Genomic DNA, 16,454 nt, shown 5'->3' with positions numbered 1-16,454 from the left:
CAGAACCGGGCTCATCCGGGCAGCCACTCGCGCCACGGCAGGCTGTCATCGGCCAGCGCGATGAATTCGCCATTGAGCACGGTCTCGCGCAGGTTGTAGCGGAACGGCCGCCCCTGCAGGTCGAGCACGGCGCCGCCGGCGCCTTCGAGCACGCACTGCCCGGCTGCCGTGTCCCATTCGCTGGTCGGGCCGAAGCGCGGGTAGAGATCGAGTTCGCCATCGGCAAGCGCGCAGAATTTCAGCGACGAGCCAAGCCCCACGGGGCTGATTTCCCCAATGCGGGCAATGAACGCCTCGCTGCGTCCGTCGCGGTGCGAACGGCTGGTCGCAACGCGCAGTGGCGAATGCGCCGGCGTTACGCGCAGCGCGGACTCGCGGCCGCCCTCGCGTCGCCACGCGCCGATGCCGGCACCGCCGTGCCAGAGCACACCGGTCACCGGTGCCTGCACGAAGCCGTACGTCGCCACCCCGTCCTCGACGAGCGCGATGTTGACCGTGAATTCGCCATTGCGCTTGACGAACTCACGCGTGCCGTCGAGCGGGTCGACCACCCACAACCGCGGCCAGGTCCGTCGCTGCGCGTACGACACCTCGTGTGCGGATTCCTCCGACAGCACCGGAATGTCGGGCGTCAGCCGCGCGAGCCCATCGATGATGCAGCGGTGCGCCGCCAGGTCCGCGGCGGTGAGTGGCGAGTCGTCATCCTTGTGCTCGACCGCGAACTCGCTGTCGTAGATGCCCAGGATCGCGGTCGCGGCATCGTTGGCGATCGCGATTACGGCTTCGCGCAACTCGTTCGGGATCATGCCTGTGTCCTCAACCATTCGCGCGCGATGAACAGCGCGGCAATGCTGCGCCCTTCCGAGAAATCCTCGCGCAGCATCAGCTCGTGCAGGCTGTCGATTTTCCACGGCACCACATCCAGCGGCTCGGGCTCGTCGCCCGGCAGGCTCTGCGGGTAGAGGTCACGGGCAATGATCAGCTGGGTCTGATGGCTCATGTAGGTCGGTGCCAGCGTCAGTGCGCGCAACTGCGTCAGCGAGCGCGCGGCGTAACCGGCCTCCTCCTGCAGCTCGCGGTTGGCGGCCTCGATCGCGGTTTCGCCTGCGTCGATGCGGCCTTTCACGAGACCCAGCTCGTAGCGGTGCACGCCGGCGGCGTACTCACGCACGAGCAATACCGTTTCCGCATCGAGCATCGGCACCACGACCACGGCGCCGTGGCCGCGCCCGTGCATGCGCTGGTACAAGCGGCGCTCGCCGTTCGCAAACTCCAGATCGAGCTGCTCGAAGCGGTACGGGCCGGCGTCGTGCTCGGTCACGCCATGGATCACGGGCAGCCGGCGCGTCATGCGGGGGCTCCGCAACGGCGCAGTGGCGCGATAATGGGGGAATGAATGAACTGATTCACGATGCGGCGATGCTAGCAGAGCAAGGTGACGCCGCCGCCGAGCACTGGCGCCGGCGCGACCTCGACGTGCTGTGGCATCCCTGCACGCAGATGCGCGAGCACCCCCATACCCTGCCGCTGCTCCCCGTGGAGCGCGGAGAGGGGCCTTGGCTGATCGGCCGCGACGGCAAGCGCTACCTCGACGCGATCAGCAGCTGGTGGACGAACCTGTTCGGCCATGCGAACCCACGCATCGCCGAAGCGATCGCGACACAGGCCAGGACGCTGGAGCACGTGATCCTCGCGGGCTGCTCGCACGCTCCAGCGGTCGAGCTGGCGGAGCGTCTGCTCGCGCTTGCCCCGAAGGAGTCTGGTCGCGCGCCACTGACCAAGGTGTTCTATGCAGATAACGGATCGGCGGGAGTCGAGGTTGCGCTGAAGATGGCGTTTCACTGGTTCCGCAATCGCGGCGACCTCAAACGCACGCGATTCATCGCACTCGAGGGCGGCTATCACGGCGAGACGCTCGGCGCGCTCGCGGTCGGCGATATCCCGCTCTATCGGCGGGTCTACGCGCCGCTGCTTGCCGAAGCGTTGTTCGCGCCGTCGCCGGATGCGTACTTGGCGGCCCCGGGCGAGAGCACCTCCGACTGCGCCGTGCGCGCGGCCAAGGGACTGCGCGAATTGCTCGAGCGCCACGCAGGCGAAGTCTGCGCGATGATCCTCGAGCCACGCGTCCAATGCGCGGGCGGCATGCGCATGCACGACCCGCTGTACCTGCGGCTTGCGCGCGAGTTGTGCGATGCGCACGGCGTGTTTCTGATCGCGGACGAGATCGCGGTTGGCTTTGGACGCACCGGCACGATGTTCGCGTGCGAACAGGCGCCCGCGGCAGACGGATCCACGGTCGCCGGTATCCAGCCTGATCTGCTGTGCCTGTCGAAGGGCCTGACCGGCGGCGCGCTGCCGCTTGCGGCGGTGCTTGCGACGCAGGCGCTGTACGACGGCTTCCTCGACGAATCGCGGGAGCGCGCGTTCCTGCATTCGCACAGCTACACCGGCAACCCCCTCGCCTGCGCCGCTGCGCTCGCTACGCTCAACATCTTTCGCGACGACGACGCGGTTGCCCGCAACCGTGGCACCGCCGTGCGCATGCGGGACTACGCCGCAGAAATTTCGACGCTTGCGCATGTTGCGGACACCCGGCAGGTCGGCATGATCGTCGCGTTCGAGCTGACCCGTGACGGCAACCGGCAGACGCCGTTCGAGCCGCAGCGGCGGATCGGTCTGCATGCGTACCGCGCGGCGCTTGCGCGTGGGGTGCTGCTGCGCCCGCTCGGTGACATCCTGTACTGGATGCCGCCGTACTGCGTCGATGACGATGCGCTGCGGCAACTCGCACAGGTGACACGCGAGGCGATCGTCGAAGCGACGGCTGCGTGAGTCGGCGATGAGCTTTGTTTTTGTCGCGGTTGCCGGGTACGTAAGCGCCCGAATCGCTGTTTGTGCCTGCGCTTTTCAACGTGCCTGCGCTTTTAGACATGCCCGTTGCGCGAGTGCGCTTCGGCCCGCTCCACCGTTCGCGAGCCCCGCCACACGTTTCGGCACGGAGTTCAAATGCGTCTGACCCGAGTCCATGTCGACCTGCCTCTGCAGTCGGGCGCCGAGCTGACGCTGCCGGAAGCACCGGCCGCGCACCTGACCCGCGTGTTGCGTCTCCAAGCCGGCGATGCCTGCGTGCTGTTCAACGGCGACGGCTTTGATTACCCCGCGAAGCTGGTGGCAGTCGGCAAGCGCGAAGTGCGCGCCGCGGTCGGTGCCGCGTTCGCGGTGGATCGCGAATCGCCGCTGCACACGGGCCTGCTTCAGGGCATCGCGCGCGGCGAGAAGATGGACCTGATCCTGCAGAAGGCCACCGAGCTCGGGATCGGCGAGGTGCGGCCGCTGTGGTCGCAGCGCAGCGAGGTCAAACTCGACGAAGCCCGCGCGCGCAAGCGGCATGCGCACTGGTGCGGCGTGGTCACTTCCGCATGCGAGCAGAGCGGCCGCGCCCGCGTACCTGCTGTCGCCGCACCCGCGTCTCTCGCAGCCGTGCTGGCAGCGCTGCCGGCGGGTGGGCTGCGACTGCTGCTCGATCCTGAAGGCACGGTGTCGCTGCGCTCGCTGGACATCGAGCCCAGCGCGGCGGTCTGGCTTGCGGTCGGGCCCGAGGGCGGCTGGTCGCCGACCGACCGTACGCAGCTGATGGACGCGGGCTTTCAGGGGCTGCGACTCGGCCCCCGCGTGCTGCGTACGGAAACCGCCGGTCTGGCGGCACTTGCGGCGTTGCAGGCGCGGCTCGGCGATCTGGGTTGATCTTGCCTCGCGGCCGGGTGGCGGCGTAAGGGCACCAGCGCAGGTAGCCGCGCGAGCAGACCGGGCGAGTTGGCGTAGGCAATTCGAGCCGCGCCGCCGATAGCGGGAGAACGGCTCCGCGACGGGACCTCTCCTCGAGCGTTGCTATCGGGAGCGCCGAAAGCCTTCCCCACTCCAGATTCGAGCGCGCACTTCAAAGACATGCCGGCGACCCGCACGTCCGGCACACCGCGCCTGCCGGGGGCAGGCGCGCCGCCTGATTGGGAAGAACGCCGCGTTTAAGCCGCGTGCGCGAGCGCCTCGGCCACCAGTGTTTCGACGGCCTCGAGGTCCGGCAGCAATGCCGAGTCCTCATTCAGACGCACGCGCGCCTGCACGCCCTGGGGCAGTGCGTCGTCACTGTCGTCCTCGACCGCGAGCGCCGCGCGCGACACCGTGACCAGGCGCGGGAAGCCCTGCGTCAGGATCGCGAAGTACGGCGTCTTGGTCGTGCCGGCGAGCGCCTTCAGCACGACCACCTTGCTGCCCAGTGCCGCCTTTTCCTCGGACACGCCTGCGAGCCGGCCGAACGCGATCAGCGGCAGCATCCAGCCGCGCCAGCGCATACGGCCAAGCAACCAGTCCGGCGCTTCCGCACCGACCGGGTCAGGATCGGCGTAGGACAGCACCTCGGCGATCGTCGCGTTCGGCAACAGCAGCCGTGCGCCTGCAACCTGGATCAGCACGCCACGGATGTCGCCCTGCGAGTACGGAGCGGACGGTGCCGGCGTCGGTTCGACGGCGCGCGCTGCCGCGGGGACGGGCGTGGCGTCGGCTGGACCCGCTGCGTGCGGAGCCGCGTTGGAATTCTGGGCCGAGTCCGGCGTCGGAGCGTGCTGCATAAGGGGTACTTCCAGAAAAACGGTTTCAGATACGTGGATCGGATCGGCCGCAGCCGCGTCGGGTTCGACCTCGACCACTGCCGCTGGGACGGCATCGACAGTCTTCACGACCGTGCCCTGCGGACGCTGCTGGTGGCGCGACTTGTTCGGATGGCGCTTCTTCGACATGGGGTTTCCTCGAATCGGTCGCCAGTCAGGCGGCACTCCAGCGCTCGACGAGACGCTGGGCAAGTTCAGCCGGTGGTGCGGTCGGGCGGCCATGGGCGGCCAGTGCGACAGAAGCGGCGGCGTCGTAGCAGCCATCGGTCGACTGACCGACGACGAGCCCGTCGGACCACTCCGGCGAAACGAGGCGATCGACGATCGCCGGGTCGCTGCCACTGAGCAGCAGCACTGCGCTGTCCGCAGGCAGCAGCGCATCGTAGGTGCGCCCGCTGTCGTCGAACGTAAGGGCTTGGCTGCCAGCCGAAATCCCTACGTCGGCCGGCAGCACGTAGACGACCCCCGGCCGCAGTTCGGTGCCGGGCTCGGCCAGATCGACCGGCAACCGCGTTGCGCGTTCGAGCTGGCTGACCAGCCTGTCGTAGCGGCCGCCGTCGAGCCGCTGCTGCACGATCACGGGCCTGGAAAATCCTTCCGGTAGCGCGCCGAGCACCTGACGTACGGCGTCGGGCCCGCCGATGCCGGCGACCAGCAGCACTGCCCCGCCTCGCGGCGCAGCCGGCGTGTCCTCGACCAGTTCGAGCGACGCGATACGCCGTTCGAGGTCGGCCAGGTTCGTCTGGCGCGACGTCCCACCTACCGACGCGGCGGGCGTCGGTGCGTCGTCGTTGACCAGTTCGAGCACATGGCCGCTCGACAGCCCGGCAAACGGCGCGGCCTTTTCCGGCGCGGCAGGGGCCGGCGCTGCGTCAGGCGGTGTGATGTCGAAATCGAGCGACAGAACCGCGTCGTCATCGGCCACCGGGCCACGTGGCTCAGCGGGCAGATCGTCGAGGGAGAAATCCTGGAAGCGCGGCGTGTCGACGGCGGCCGGCGAGAGCACGTCCGCGGGCAACTCGAGTTCGCTTTCGAACACGAGGTCCAGCGCCGGCAGCCCTTCGGCCAGCGTGGGGTCCAGTGAAGGCAGCCCCATATCGACCGACGGCGTGGACAGGTGCGACGGCTCGACGACGAAATCGTCGCGCAGGCTCGAATCGAACGTGATCACCTGGTCAGCGGTCGCCTCGAATTCCCCGATCTCCGCGGCCACGGGGTCGAACGCGCCGTAGCTGCCCGGCTCGACGCCAGGGCTGAAATCGTCGGAAAGCGGATGCGCGGGTGGCGTGTCCAACCCCGCAAGACCCGCGTCTTCGAACGCGAACGCAGGTAGCTCGATACCCGGCTCTTCGACCGCGGCAGGCGCCGCCTCCGTCTGCGGTTGCACCTCAGGCAGCGGTGCGGCCGCAGCTGAAGCGCCGGGCGGCAGTACATCGGTATGACGGTTGAGCTTGGCGGACAGGTGGCGAACCCAGCGCGCGGCATCCCAGCCGTTGCGGTTGGCCGCGACATCCGCCTCTTCGTACATCACATCGATCGAAGGCTGGCAGAGCACTGCATCCAGTCGATCGAGCGCGGCTTCCGTCGCGCTGTCGAGCGCGACGATCACCACTTCCGGCTGCGCGTCGCCCAGTTCCTCGGGCGTGACCCGGGTCGGGTCCGCCTCGAGGACAAGCTCCGCCGCCGCCTCGGTCAACGCCGCGCGCAGGCGGTCACGCGCCGGTCCCGGCCGCGCGAGCAGTACGACGCGGCGGCCGGACTCAGGCATCGACGGTCGCCATGCCGAGCAGCTCGTTGACGTTGCGCATCAGCTCGTTCTCCTGATACGGCTTGCCGAGGTAACGGTTGACGCCGATGTCGAGCGCGCGCTGGCGATGCTTCTCGCCGGTACGCGACGTGATCATCATGATCGGCACCCCGCGCAGGCGCTGCTCGTTCTTCATCGCAGTCGCCAGCTCGTAGCCGTCCATGCGTGGCATTTCGACGTCGAGCAGGACCAGGTCCGGCACGGCGTCGGCCATGCGTTCGAGCGCGTCGATACCGTCCTTCGCAGTGATCACTTCGAACCCGTTGCGCTCCAGCACGCGGCCGGTGACCTTGCGCATCGTGACCGAGTCGTCGACCACCATGACCAGCGGGACGTGGCGCGTTTCGACCACGGGCGCCGGGGTCAGCGCCGAATGGTCACGCGGCAGTGCGGCCTGACGACGCACCAGCGGAGCGACGTCGAGGATGACGACCACGCGGCCATCGCCCATCACCGTTGCACCGAAGATGCCCGGCACCGACGCGACCTGCGGACCGACCGGCTTGACCACGATTTCGCGGTTGCCAACCACCTGGTCGACGCTGACCGCGGCGCGGAGCTCACCGGCGCGGATCAGCAGCAGCGGCATCTGCAGATGGCCTTCGGCCTTCGCAGCCGACTGGCCGATCAGCAGGCCGAGGTCGTGGACGGTGTAGTCCTCGTCGCCGTACCGGTAGATCGCGTCGCGACCTTCGTCGCGCGCGGCCACCAGCTCTTCGCGGGCGATACGACCGACGCCGCGCACCGAAGCGATCGGCACTGCGAACGTCGTCTCGCCGGCGCGGACGAACACCGCCTGCGTGACCGCAAGCGTCTGCGGCAGGCGCAGCGTGAAGCGCACGCCCTTGCCCGGCGACGACTGGATGTCGAGCGTGCCGCCGAGCTGGCGGACTTCGCTTGCCACCACGTCCATACCGACGCCGCGACCCGCCAGGCGGCTGACCTCGTCGGCCGTCGAGAAGCCCGGCTCGAGGATCAGGGCATCGAGGTCACTGTCGGCAAGCAGCGCATCGCGGCGCAGCAGCCCACGCTCGACTGCGCGGCGGCGGATCGCGTCGCGATCCAGACCGGCGCCGTCGTCGCCGACTTCCAGCACGACTTCCGAGCCTTCGCGCCGGATCGCGATGTAGATCGAACCGTCGACCGGCTTGCCGCTCTGCGCGCGCTTGGCGGGCAGTTCGATGCCGTGCGCGACCGAGTTGCGCAGCATGTGCTCCAGCGGAGCGGTCATGCGTTCAAGCACGTTGCGGTCGAGTTCGCCCTGGGCGCCGTCGAGCTTGAGCTGGACGTTCTTGCCGAGTTCGGACGAGGCCTGGCGGACGACGCGACGCAGGCGCGGCAGCAAACCATCGAACGGCACCATGCGCGTGCGCATGAGGCCTTCCTGCAGGTCGGACGATACGCGCGACTGCTGCAACAGCAACGTTTCGTACTGACGCGTCAGGTCGTCCAGCGTGCCCTGCAACGAGACCTGGTCGGCCGCCGATTCGGCGAGCGCACGCGAGAGCTGCTGCAGCGTCGAGAAGCGGTCGAGCTCGAGCGGGTCGAACGTCGCATCGGCGTTGTCGCCTTCGCGCTGGAAGCGCGAAAGGATCTGCGCTTCGGTTTCGATCTCGAGTCGGCGCAGCTGGTCGCGGATACGCGTGTTCGTCGCTTCCATTTCGCCGATCGCGCCGCGGAACGCACCGAGCTGCTGCTCGAGGCGTGCACGGTAGATCGCGACCTCACCGGCGTAGTTGACGAGCCGGTCGAGCAGGTCGGCACGGATGCGCACCTGCTCCTGCGGCGCGCGGATGCCGATCTCGTCTTCGTCGTCGAGCGGCGTATCCGACAGCGGCGCCGACAGCGGCTTGAGCTCGACCGCCGGGACGGCCGGCTTCGCGCCGGCGGTGGCCGGACCGCGGATGATCTCGCCACGCGAACGCGCATCGAACTCGGCAATGAGTTCGGAGGGCATCGCGATCGCAAGCCGATTGCCGACCCGCGTGACCATCGCATGCAGGCGATCGAATCCCCGCTCGAGCAGCGGAATGCCATCGCGGCCGAGTTCGACCCGGTTCGCGACTACGGCTTCGAGCAGCGATTCCATCACGTGGCCGAGTTCGCCGACCGCCATGATGCCGGCCATGCGCGCGCCGCCCTTCAGCGTGTGCAGATCGCGCTGCAGGCCGACCAGCGGTTCGCGCTCGTCCGGTGCATTGCGCAGCTGCGCAAGCAGGCCATCGGAATGGTCGAGAAGATCGCCGCCTTCCTCGACGAAGATATCGACCAGTTCCGGGTCCAGACCGCTGAGGTCCAGCGCTTCGTCGGGATCGGCCGTGGCGGCGTGGGCGTAAGCCGCGGGTTCGGCGTATGCGTCGCCCGCATCGGCAGATGCCGGCTCGGCCTGTGCAGCGGCAGCCGCTGCCGCAAGCGCGGCCTGCGCCGCAGCTGCGTACTCGGCTTCGAGACGCTCGGCTTCGAGACGCTCGGCTTCGAGGCGTTCGGCTTCGAGGCGTTCGGCTTCGAGGCGTTCGGCTTCGAGGCGTTCGGCCTCGAGACGCTCGGCTTCGAGGCGTTCGGCTTCGAGGCGTTCGGCTTCGACGCGTTCGGCTTCGATGCGCTCGGCCTCGAGACGTTCTGCTTCGACGCGCTCGGCCTCGAGACGTTCTGCTTCGACGCGCTCGGCCTCGAGACGTTCGGCTTCGACGCGCTCGGCTTCGAGACGCTCGGCCTCGAGACGCTCGGCCTCGAGACGTTCGGCTTCGACGCGCTCGGCTTCGAGACGCTCGGCCTCGAGACGTTCGGCTTCGACGCGCTCGGCTTCGAGACGCTCGGCCTCGAGACGCTCGGCCTCGAGACGTTCGGCTTCGACGCGCTCGGCCTCGAGACGTTCGGCTTCGAGACGCTCAGCTTCGAGCCGTTCTGCCTCAAGACGTTCGGCTTCGAGACGCTGTGCCTCAAGCCGCTCGGCCTGGCTCATTGCGGCCTCACGCTCGAGACGTGCGGCTTCGGCATATTCAGCCTCGAGGCGCTCGTACTCGAGACGCTCGGCTTCGAGACGCTCAGCCTCAAGACGCTCGGCCTCGAGACGCTCTGCTTCGAGGCGCTCGGCCTCAAGACGTTCTGCTTCGAGACGCTCGGCTTCGAGACGCTCGGCTTCGATGCGCTCAGCTTCGATGCGTTCGGCTTCGAGACGCTCAGCTTCGAGACGTTCGGCCTCAAGACGCTCAGCTTCGAGTCGTTCTGCCTCGAGACGTTCGGCGTCGAGACGCTCGGCTTCGAGACGTTCTGCCTCAAGACGCTCAGCTTCGAGGCGTTCGGCTTCGAGGCGCTCGGCTTCAAGACGTTCTGCTTCGAGACGCTCGGCTTGGAGACGCTCGGCTTCGATGCGCTCAGCTTCGATGCGTTCGGCTTCGAGACGCTCAGCTTCGAGACGTTCGGCCTCAAGACGCTCAGCCTCACGACGCTCAGCGTCGAAGTCGACGCCGATCGGCATCGCAAGCGAAGCCATATCGTCGACCGGCAGCGGCGTACGTGCGTCAGGCAGGCTGTCGCGCATCGAGAGCACGCGAGCGGCAAGACCGGCGAACGTTGGCACGTGCGGGGCGGGCGATTCCAGCGCCCCGATCGTGCGACGGATCGCGTCCGCGACCGCGTGCAACGTTGCGCGACCTTCTTCGGTCGCAACGCCGCCGGCGGCCAACAGCCGCTTCACATACGCTTCGGCCGGACCGGTGATCTCGGTGATGACCGGCACTTCGGTCATCGCAAATGCGCCGTTGAGCGTGTGGATCGCGCGCTGCAAACGGTCATCGGCCGGCGAACCCGACGCGAACCACTTGTCGATCGTCGCCAGATGGCCGTTGACTTCGACCGTAAGGATTTCCAGCAGCACAGGATCGACTGCGGCCGGCACGCTGGGCTCGGGCTCGGCCGGTGCGGCTGCAACCGCGGCGGCCTCGGCCGGCGCGTCAGTCACAACCGGCGCGGCTTCGACAGCAGCAGCCGTAAAGAAGACTTCCTCACCCTCGGCCACGCGGACTGCCACGTCCTCGAGCGCCGGCAGGTCGACGGTCAGCCCGCCGGTTTCGGCAAGCGCCGCCCGGAACTGGGGCAGGACGTCGTATGCCTGCGCAACGACCGCGAGAACCGCGGGCGAGGCCGGCCGCGTACCGTCCAGCACGCGGTTGAGCATGCTTTCGATCTTCCAGCTGAACTCGCCGAGCGTCTTGGCGCCGACCAGGCGACCGCTGCCCTTGAGAGTATGGAAGACGCGACGGATCGGCCGCAGGATTTCAGCGTTGTCCGGCGCGGCGCGCCAGCCCGGCAGCATGCTGCCGAGGTTCGCGATTTCTTCGTCGAGTTCTTCGATGAAGACTTCGCGGATGTCGTCGTCGATGTCCGCGCTGTGCTCGAAGCCGGCATTGATGCCGGCGAGCTGTGCGACACCCGGCGCAGGCTCGGCCTCCACCATCTCTACGAGCTGTGGGGCCTCGATGGCCGCTTCTGCGGAGGGGGCTTCGGTCACATCCGCCGGATGCGCCTCGGCCATCTCGACCGCGGCCGGCTGTGATGCGTCGTGCAATGGCCAGTAGCGCAGCGCTTCGAGGCTCTGGCGTGCAATCTCGAGGATGTCGTCGCGGTTCGGTCGCTGATCGCGCAGCGCTTCGAGGTAGTACTCGATGCTCGCGAGCGCGTCGGCCAGCGTGTCGAGCTGCTGTGCGCTGGGAACGCGCTGGTGCGCCACGAGTTCGGTCGCGGTGTAGCGCCGAACGGCATGGAGGTAATTCGCGGCGGTCGGCATCTCGAGGATGCGAAGCGCGCCGGCGACTTCATCGAGCAGGCGCGGCACTTCGGCCAGCTGGGCGTGATCCCAGCCGGTCTCGACGAACGCGACGAAAGCCTGCCGGGCGTCGCCGAAGTTCGCGATGGCTTCGCGCACGACGAGGTCGAGCACCTTGCGCGACTCGCCCGTGAAACGGTCCTCACCCTGAAGGTCTTCCGGCAACCCGAGGCGGGCTACCTGGTCGTCGAGCGACGCGTCCACATAGAGCAGTGCACCGGCGATATCGAGCAGTGCGTGCTCATCAGCGGCGCGCTGGCCCGAGACGATCTGCCGCATCGCGTCGCGCTGTTGCATGACGACGCTGCGTGCGGTGTCCACGCCCATCATGCCGAGGGTTTCGCCAACGCGGGTCAGTGCATCCACCTGGGGATGCAGATCAGCGATGTCGCTCTGCCCGGTACGGAGGTGCAGGTCGAGCGCGTCCTTGACGCGCATCAGGTCTTCCTTGATCGCCGCCGAAACGGTGTCGAGCAGTGCGCGGTTGCGACCGCCGAGGCTGCCGCGCGCATGCGCCAGCTCGCTTTCGGTCGGCGCCTGGACACGCAGCTCGAATACGTCACGCAGCTGATCCAGCGCCGGATGGCGGCTGTCGCTGTGGGCGACGTGGAACAGCAGCTGGCGGGTCGGCTCGGCGCCCGCGTCGTCGGCGCGGGTCGTGGGGCCCGATGGGCCGAGCAGCCGCGCTGCGTCATTGGCCACGCCTGCGAATGCCTGACGCAGTGACGCAGACGGAGCCAGCGCGCCATCGCGCATTGCGGTCGCGACCGACATGGCGACCCATACCATCCGTCGCGCCGACTCGGGACCCGCCTTGGCGAGCAGCGCTTCGAGCGCGGCCGTAAGCGCGTTACCGTCGACCGCCGAACCGTCCTGCGACCAGGTGGCAACCGCTGCGCCCAGTGCCGACAGTGGCCGGCTCACGTCGTGATCAGCGCTTGGGGCCGGTGCGACTGCAGGCACGGCCCGCTCGAGATCGGCGACGAACAATGCCGACTCGTCGAGACCGACGGCGCCGCGAGCGGCACGCAGTTCGTTGAGCAGCGGCAACAGCACGATCGGGATGTCCCGGTGGCCGCCCTGCAGACGCTCGAGATAGTCAGGCAGCTGCACGACGCCGCGCATCAGCGCGCCGCAGGCTTCGTCGCGGTCGCCCACGACTCCGCCCTGCAGCGCAAGCGACAGCTGCTCCATCTCGTCGGCGACCATTGCCGGCGCATGCAGTTCGATCATGCGCAGCGTGCCGCAGATCTGGTGCAGGTGGGCCGCACAACTGCGCATCGCCGAAGCGTCCGCAGGGTTGTCCGCGAACGCCTCGATATCCTGCCGCGCGTGGCGCAGGGTCTCGTCGATTTCGGGCTTGATCCAGCCGAGGGTGGTGGTATCGATCGCTTCGCGCATCATGTTCATCGCGCACTCCATTGATCGGCGGAGCCGCGGCCGCCGCAGCCGCGACGGTGTACGTCGCGATCGATGCGATGGGGGCCGGGAGCGAGCCTGGTCATGCGTCTAAATTCGGATTCGTTCGGATCAGGTGGACGCGATCAGGCCGGCAGCTTGAAGTCGGCGACCGAGCGGCGCAGGTCGGCAGCGAGCTGTGCCAGGTTGCCGATCGACTCGGCCGTCTGGTTCGCGCCCTGCGTGGTCTGCGAGGTGATCTGCTGAATCGTGTTCATCGTCTGGGTGATGTTCGCTGCCGCGCCGGACTGCTGCTGCGCCGCCATCGAGATGCCCTGAATGAGGCCCGAGAGGTCGGACGACACCTTTTCGATCTCGCCCAGTGCCGTACCGGCGTCCTCGGCGAGGCGTGCACCCGCGACCACTTCGGAGGTCGTCTGCTCCATCGAGCTGACGGCTTCGTTGGTGTCGGACTGAATCGTCTGGACCAGCGTTTCGATTCGCTTCGTCGCGTTTGACGCGCGTTCTGCAAGTCGCTGCACTTCGTCGGCCACGACCGCGAACCCGCGGCCCGCCTCACCGGCCGAGGCCGCCTGAATTGCGGCGTTCAGCGCCAGGATGTTCGTCTGTTCCGAGATGTCGTTGATCAGTTCAACGATCGAGCCGATTTCCTGCGACGACTCACCGAGGCGCTTGATTCGCTTCGAGGTTTCCTGGATCTGGTCACGGATGTTGTCCATGCCCTGAATCGTCTGGCGCACGACGCCGGCACCCTTGGTCGCGATCTGCACCGAGCGCTGCGCCACGTCCGCGGATTCGGCGGAGTTCTTCGAAACCTGGTCGATGCTGGCTGCGATTTCGCTGATGCGGTCGGAGGCCGAGGAGATCTCCTGCGCCTGATGCTCTGCGGCTTCGGCCAGGTGCATGGCGGTGGCCTGCGTTTCCTGTGCGCTTGCGGCGACCTGCACCGACGTATCGGTAATCGTCTGCACGAGGCTGCGCAGCTGCTCGACGGCGAAGTTGATGGAGTCGGCGATCGCGCCGGTCATGTCTTCGGTGACCGTCGCCTTTACCGTCAGGTCGCCTTCTGCGAGCGAACCCATTTCGTCCAGCAGGCGCATGATCGCCTCCTGGTTACGGTCGTTGAGTTCCTTCGTGGTCTGGTAACGCGTCTGCTGCTGGCGGTTCAGCGACCACAGCAGGCCGGCGAACGAGAGCAGCGCGATCAGACCTGAGATGATCGAGATCCAGATGTTCCCGAGCAGGCTGGTGTCCTGGAACGAGCCCGGCGCGTTCACCGCGTTGAAGAGCCCTTCCGACTGGTTGAGCAGGTCGTCCGAACCGGAGGTGATCGAGTTGGCGGCGGCCTGCGCGCGGAACAGGTTCTGCGAGCTGCCGAGGATCGCGTCGAGGTCGGTCTTCATGTCGCGCCAGACCGACTCGGCCTGGCTCAGCGCTGCGAGCGCACTTGCATTGTTGAGCTGGCTCACGTCGGCGCTGCCCTTGCGCAGACCGTCGAGCACGTTACCGAACACCGCGGCGTCGCGTGCAAGCGCGTCACCGGCGATTGCGGCGCCCGGGCCGCCAGCGCGGATTTCAGTGATGCGGCGGGCCATGGTTCCCGACAGCACGACCTGGCGCAGTGCGAGGTAGACCTGCGACGACGGCGAGCCGCTCGCGGACATTGCGCGCACCAGCTCGTCGAGGCGCGCCTGCAGCTGCGGCAGGCGGCCGGCGAAGCTCTCGGCGTTGCCGGCGAGTGCCAGCACGGCCTTCTCGCTCTGCAGCACCTGCTCGGCGTTCTGGCCCAGCGGCTTCCAGGTCGAGGCCACCGTGGCGATCGGACCGGAGACACCTACGGTCTGCCCGTAGTCGGCGTTGAGCTGCTCGACGTCCTCGTCGATCGCGGACTTCGTGCCGCGTAGTGCTTCGAATGCCTTCGCGTCGCCGCTCACCGCCTCCTGGCTCTGCACCGCAAGCTGCTGCGAGAGCACCTGCAGGTCGGCTGCCGCTTCGCTCGCGCCGCTCGCCTTACCGGCCTTGTACGACGCATAACCGAAGTTCGCCGCCAGCACGAGCAGGGAGATGGCGAGCATGGTCAACCATGTGTTGACGCCCAGGCTGCGGGCCTTGCCGGCGACGGAATTGATGTCAGAGCTCATGGTGGGACCTCGGGTTTATGTACAGCGGTCGCGTTTGGTGACGGCGTTGGGTGGCAGGGCTCAGGCGGCGGCCTGACGGAATTCGGGAGTACGGGCCAACCGGTCGAGGCTGAAGATGCCCCACGGTTGTTCGCCGAGGCGGTAACCGCGGTCGACGAAATGCGCATAGCGCCCCTCGGCGAGGCGCTCGGCGGTGATCTGATCATCGTCCAGCTGGTGCTGCTCGGCGAAGCTGCGCTGGCCGTAGAGCTCGTCGATCAGCACGGCGACGTCGCCGCCGGGCTGACGGACCAGCAGCACGCGCTGGTGTTCGTGGATCACGGTGCGCTCGCCCTCGAGGAACTGCTTGAGGTCGACGATCGGCACCAGGCTGCCGCGGACGTTGGCGACGCCCAGCATCCATGGCTGCGCGCCCGGTACCGGCGTGACCGGCGGCATCGTGAGGATTTCCCTCACTTCGCCAAACTCGGACGCAAGCCGGCGGCTGCCGATGCGGTAGCCGACGCCGCGCCACAGGCCCGGAGCATCGAGCTGCTCGGGCAAGCCGGCGACGTGCGCCAGCGAGCGGCGCTCGTAATCGGCCAGAACCTCGAACGGGGACATCTTCATGGGGGCAGCAGGCTCATGCGGCAGGCGGCGGATGCGGGACCCGGCGCCAAGGAGTCAGGGTCCGAGCAGGTCGTTGATGCGCGCGATCAGTTCGGCCTCGCGCGGCGGCTTGACGATGTAGTCCTTCGCGCCCTGGCGCAGGCCCCAGGCCTTGTCGGTTTCCATCGCCTTCGTACTGACGATCAGCACGGGGATCGACTTGGTGTCGTTATCGCGCGACAGCGCACGGGTGGCCTGGAAGCCGTTCATGCCCGGAAGCACGACATCCATCAGCACCAGGTCCGGACGCTCGCGGCGGCAGGCTTCGATACCGTCCTCGGCGCTCGTCGATGCGAGCACCTGGTGCCCGTTGCGCTCGAGCAGTTGGGTCATCACCGCGGTTTCAGTCGGTGAATCCTCGATCAGCAGAATACGTGCCATTGGTGCCCTACCCCCCGGTCAGGCGTTGCGTGCGTGGGAAACGTGGTTTCGGATCGCGTCGAGCAGTTCTTCGCGGGTGAACGGCTTGGTCAGGTACTGCTCGGAGCCGACGATGCGGCCGCGCGCCTTGTCGAACAGACCATCCTTGGACGACAGCATGATCACCGGCGTGCCCTTGAACATCTGGTTGTTCTTGATCAGCGCGCAGGTCTGATAGCCGTCGAGCCTCGGCATCATGATGTCGACGAAGATGATCTGCGGCTGCTGGTCGGCGATCTTGGCGAGTGCCTCGAAGCCGTCGGTCGCGGTGACCACATCGCAGCCTTCACGCTTGAGCAACGTCTCGGCCGTGCGACGGATCGTTTTGGAATCATCGATCACCATCACCCGCAAACCGTCGAGGTTGTCGTTGCGACCCTCGTCCTGCATCTCGAATCCTCCTGGGCGCGTGCTTCGAATCCCCTTGGCACAACGCGTTGAACGCCTTTATTCCAATCCCACCGCAGGCTGTCAAGCCAGCACTTTTTGTCACTTTGCAGCCTGATCACTGCACATTTGCGTCAGTTGCC

The 16,454-nt window shown here is 67.7% G+C and carries 11 protein-coding genes and 6 pseudogenes; 5 read left to right on the top strand and 12 right to left on the bottom strand.

Annotation, left to right across the window (positions count from 1 at the left end; translation table 11 throughout):
- Positions 1-11: 11 nt before the first annotated feature.
- Together cysQ and nudE are read right to left on the bottom strand one after the other, a co-directional pair.
- The gene (cysQ, locus tag ACFFGH_RS04800; protein ID WP_386665304.1) at positions 12-806 is read right to left on the bottom strand and encodes a 3'(2'),5'-bisphosphate nucleotidase CysQ; all 795 of its coding nucleotides are present in this window, start codon (positions 804-806) and stop codon (positions 12-14) included.
- Positions 803-1,351 carry an ADP compounds hydrolase NudE gene (gene nudE / locus ACFFGH_RS04795; protein WP_386665302.1) on the bottom strand — a complete coding sequence of 183 codons (549 nt, stop codon included), beginning with the start codon at positions 1,349-1,351 and terminating at the stop codon, positions 803-805. The genes cysQ and nudE overlap by 4 nt, the downstream gene beginning before the upstream one ends.
- Positions 1,352-1,392: 41 nt before the next feature.
- On the opposite strand from nudE, the gene bioA reads away from it, so the two are divergent.
- Positions 1,393-2,832 carry an adenosylmethionine--8-amino-7-oxononanoate transaminase gene (gene bioA, locus ACFFGH_RS04790; protein ID WP_386665300.1) on the top strand — a complete coding sequence of 480 codons (1,440 nt, stop codon included), beginning with the start codon at positions 1,393-1,395 and terminating at the stop codon, positions 2,830-2,832.
- Positions 2,833-3,006: 174 nt separating this feature from the next.
- Positions 3,007-3,744 (top strand): 16S rRNA (uracil(1498)-N(3))-methyltransferase, encoded by a 738-nt coding sequence (locus ACFFGH_RS04785; protein WP_386665297.1) that lies wholly within the window; start codon positions 3,007-3,009, stop codon positions 3,742-3,744.
- 278 nt (positions 3,745-4,022) lie between these two features.
- Here ACFFGH_RS04785 and ACFFGH_RS04780 read toward each other — a convergent pair whose 3' ends face one another.
- From ACFFGH_RS04780 to ACFFGH_RS04770, 3 genes and pseudogenes are all read right to left on the bottom strand, one after another.
- On the bottom strand, positions 4,023-4,478 hold the full coding sequence (locus tag ACFFGH_RS04780; RefSeq protein ID WP_386667369.1) for a chemotaxis protein CheW: 456 nt from the start codon (positions 4,476-4,478) through the stop codon (positions 4,023-4,025).
- Between the two features lie 340 nt (positions 4,479-4,818).
- On the bottom strand, positions 4,819-6,432 hold the full coding sequence (locus ACFFGH_RS04775; RefSeq protein WP_386665295.1) for a chemotaxis protein CheB: 1,614 nt from the start codon (positions 6,430-6,432) through the stop codon (positions 4,819-4,821).
- Positions 6,425-8,731: pseudogene (locus ACFFGH_RS04770) on the bottom strand (response regulator); the annotation flags it as partial. The pseudogene ACFFGH_RS04770 and the gene ACFFGH_RS04775, both read right to left, overlap by 8 nt.
- A 92-nt stretch (positions 8,732-8,823) precedes the next feature.
- Here ACFFGH_RS04770 and ACFFGH_RS34545 point away from each other — a divergent pair.
- Positions 8,824-8,955 (top strand): annotated as a pseudogene (locus tag ACFFGH_RS34545) (hypothetical protein); the annotation flags it as partial.
- Positions 8,956-9,073: 118 nt separating this feature from the next.
- Here ACFFGH_RS34545 and ACFFGH_RS34540 read toward each other — a convergent pair.
- Positions 9,074-9,433: pseudogene (locus tag ACFFGH_RS34540) on the bottom strand (hypothetical protein); the annotation flags it as partial.
- Between ACFFGH_RS34540 and ACFFGH_RS34535 the strand changes: the two are divergent.
- Positions 9,406-9,621 (top strand): annotated as a pseudogene (locus ACFFGH_RS34535) (hypothetical protein); the annotation flags it as partial. The pseudogenes ACFFGH_RS34540 and ACFFGH_RS34535 overlap by 28 nt on opposite strands.
- Here ACFFGH_RS34535 and ACFFGH_RS34530 read toward each other — a convergent pair.
- Positions 9,584-9,841, bottom strand: a pseudogene (locus ACFFGH_RS34530) (hypothetical protein); the annotation flags it as partial. The pseudogenes ACFFGH_RS34535 and ACFFGH_RS34530 overlap by 38 nt on opposite strands.
- Between ACFFGH_RS34530 and ACFFGH_RS34525 the strand changes: the two are divergent.
- Positions 9,742-10,191, top strand: coding sequence for a pentapeptide repeat-containing protein (locus ACFFGH_RS34525; protein WP_512700300.1), 450 nt, complete (start codon positions 9,742-9,744; stop codon positions 10,189-10,191). The pseudogene ACFFGH_RS34530 and the gene ACFFGH_RS34525 overlap by 100 nt on opposite strands.
- 388 nt (positions 10,192-10,579) lie before the next feature.
- Here ACFFGH_RS34525 and ACFFGH_RS04760 read toward each other — a convergent pair.
- From ACFFGH_RS04760 to ACFFGH_RS04740, 5 genes and pseudogenes are all read right to left on the bottom strand, one after another.
- Positions 10,580-12,697, bottom strand: a pseudogene (locus ACFFGH_RS04760) (Hpt domain-containing protein); the annotation flags it as partial.
- A 143-nt stretch (positions 12,698-12,840) separates the two neighbouring features.
- On the bottom strand, positions 12,841-14,856 hold the full coding sequence (locus ACFFGH_RS04755) for a methyl-accepting chemotaxis protein (protein WP_386665293.1): 2,016 nt from the start codon (positions 14,854-14,856) through the stop codon (positions 12,841-12,843).
- Between the two features lie 60 nt (positions 14,857-14,916).
- Positions 14,917-15,465, bottom strand: a complete 549-nt coding sequence (locus ACFFGH_RS04750; RefSeq protein WP_386665291.1) for a chemotaxis protein CheW — start codon at positions 15,463-15,465, stop codon at positions 14,917-14,919.
- Between the two features lie 54 nt (positions 15,466-15,519).
- Positions 15,520-15,885, bottom strand: a complete 366-nt coding sequence (locus ACFFGH_RS04745) for a response regulator (protein ID WP_386665289.1) — start codon at positions 15,883-15,885, stop codon at positions 15,520-15,522.
- Between the two features lie 18 nt (positions 15,886-15,903).
- Positions 15,904-16,314 (bottom strand): response regulator, encoded by a 411-nt coding sequence (locus ACFFGH_RS04740; RefSeq protein ID WP_386665287.1) that lies wholly within the window; start codon positions 16,312-16,314, stop codon positions 15,904-15,906.
- Positions 16,315-16,454: the final 140 nt, after the last annotated feature.

It is taken from the genome of Lysobacter korlensis (assembly GCF_042434515.1).
This window is presented reverse-complemented; position numbering and strand designations above follow the sequence as displayed.

Excerpts from the sequence above, each read along its gene's own strand:
- cysQ (WP_386665304.1), bottom strand. The coding sequence starts at position 806 with ATGATCCCGAACGAGTTGCGCGAAGCCGTAATCGCGATCGCCAACGAT.
- nudE (WP_386665302.1), bottom strand. The coding sequence starts at position 1,351 with ATGACGCGCCGGCTGCCCGTGATCCATGGCGTGACCGAGCACGACGCC.
- bioA (WP_386665300.1), top strand. The coding sequence starts at position 1,393 with ATGAATGAACTGATTCACGATGCGGCGATGCTAGCAGAGCAAGGTGAC.
- ACFFGH_RS04785 (WP_386665297.1), top strand. The coding sequence starts at position 3,007 with ATGCGTCTGACCCGAGTCCATGTCGACCTGCCTCTGCAGTCGGGCGCC.
- ACFFGH_RS04775 (WP_386665295.1), bottom strand. The coding sequence starts at position 6,432 with ATGCCTGAGTCCGGCCGCCGCGTCGTACTGCTCGCGCGGCCGGGACCG.
- ACFFGH_RS04755 (WP_386665293.1), bottom strand. The coding sequence starts at position 14,856 with ATGAGCTCTGACATCAATTCCGTCGCCGGCAAGGCCCGCAGCCTGGGC.
- ACFFGH_RS04750 (WP_386665291.1), bottom strand. The coding sequence starts at position 15,465 with ATGAAGATGTCCCCGTTCGAGGTTCTGGCCGATTACGAGCGCCGCTCG.
- ACFFGH_RS04745 (WP_386665289.1), bottom strand. The coding sequence starts at position 15,885 with ATGGCACGTATTCTGCTGATCGAGGATTCACCGACTGAAACCGCGGTG.
- ACFFGH_RS04740 (WP_386665287.1), bottom strand. The coding sequence starts at position 16,314 with ATGCAGGACGAGGGTCGCAACGACAACCTCGACGGTTTGCGGGTGATG.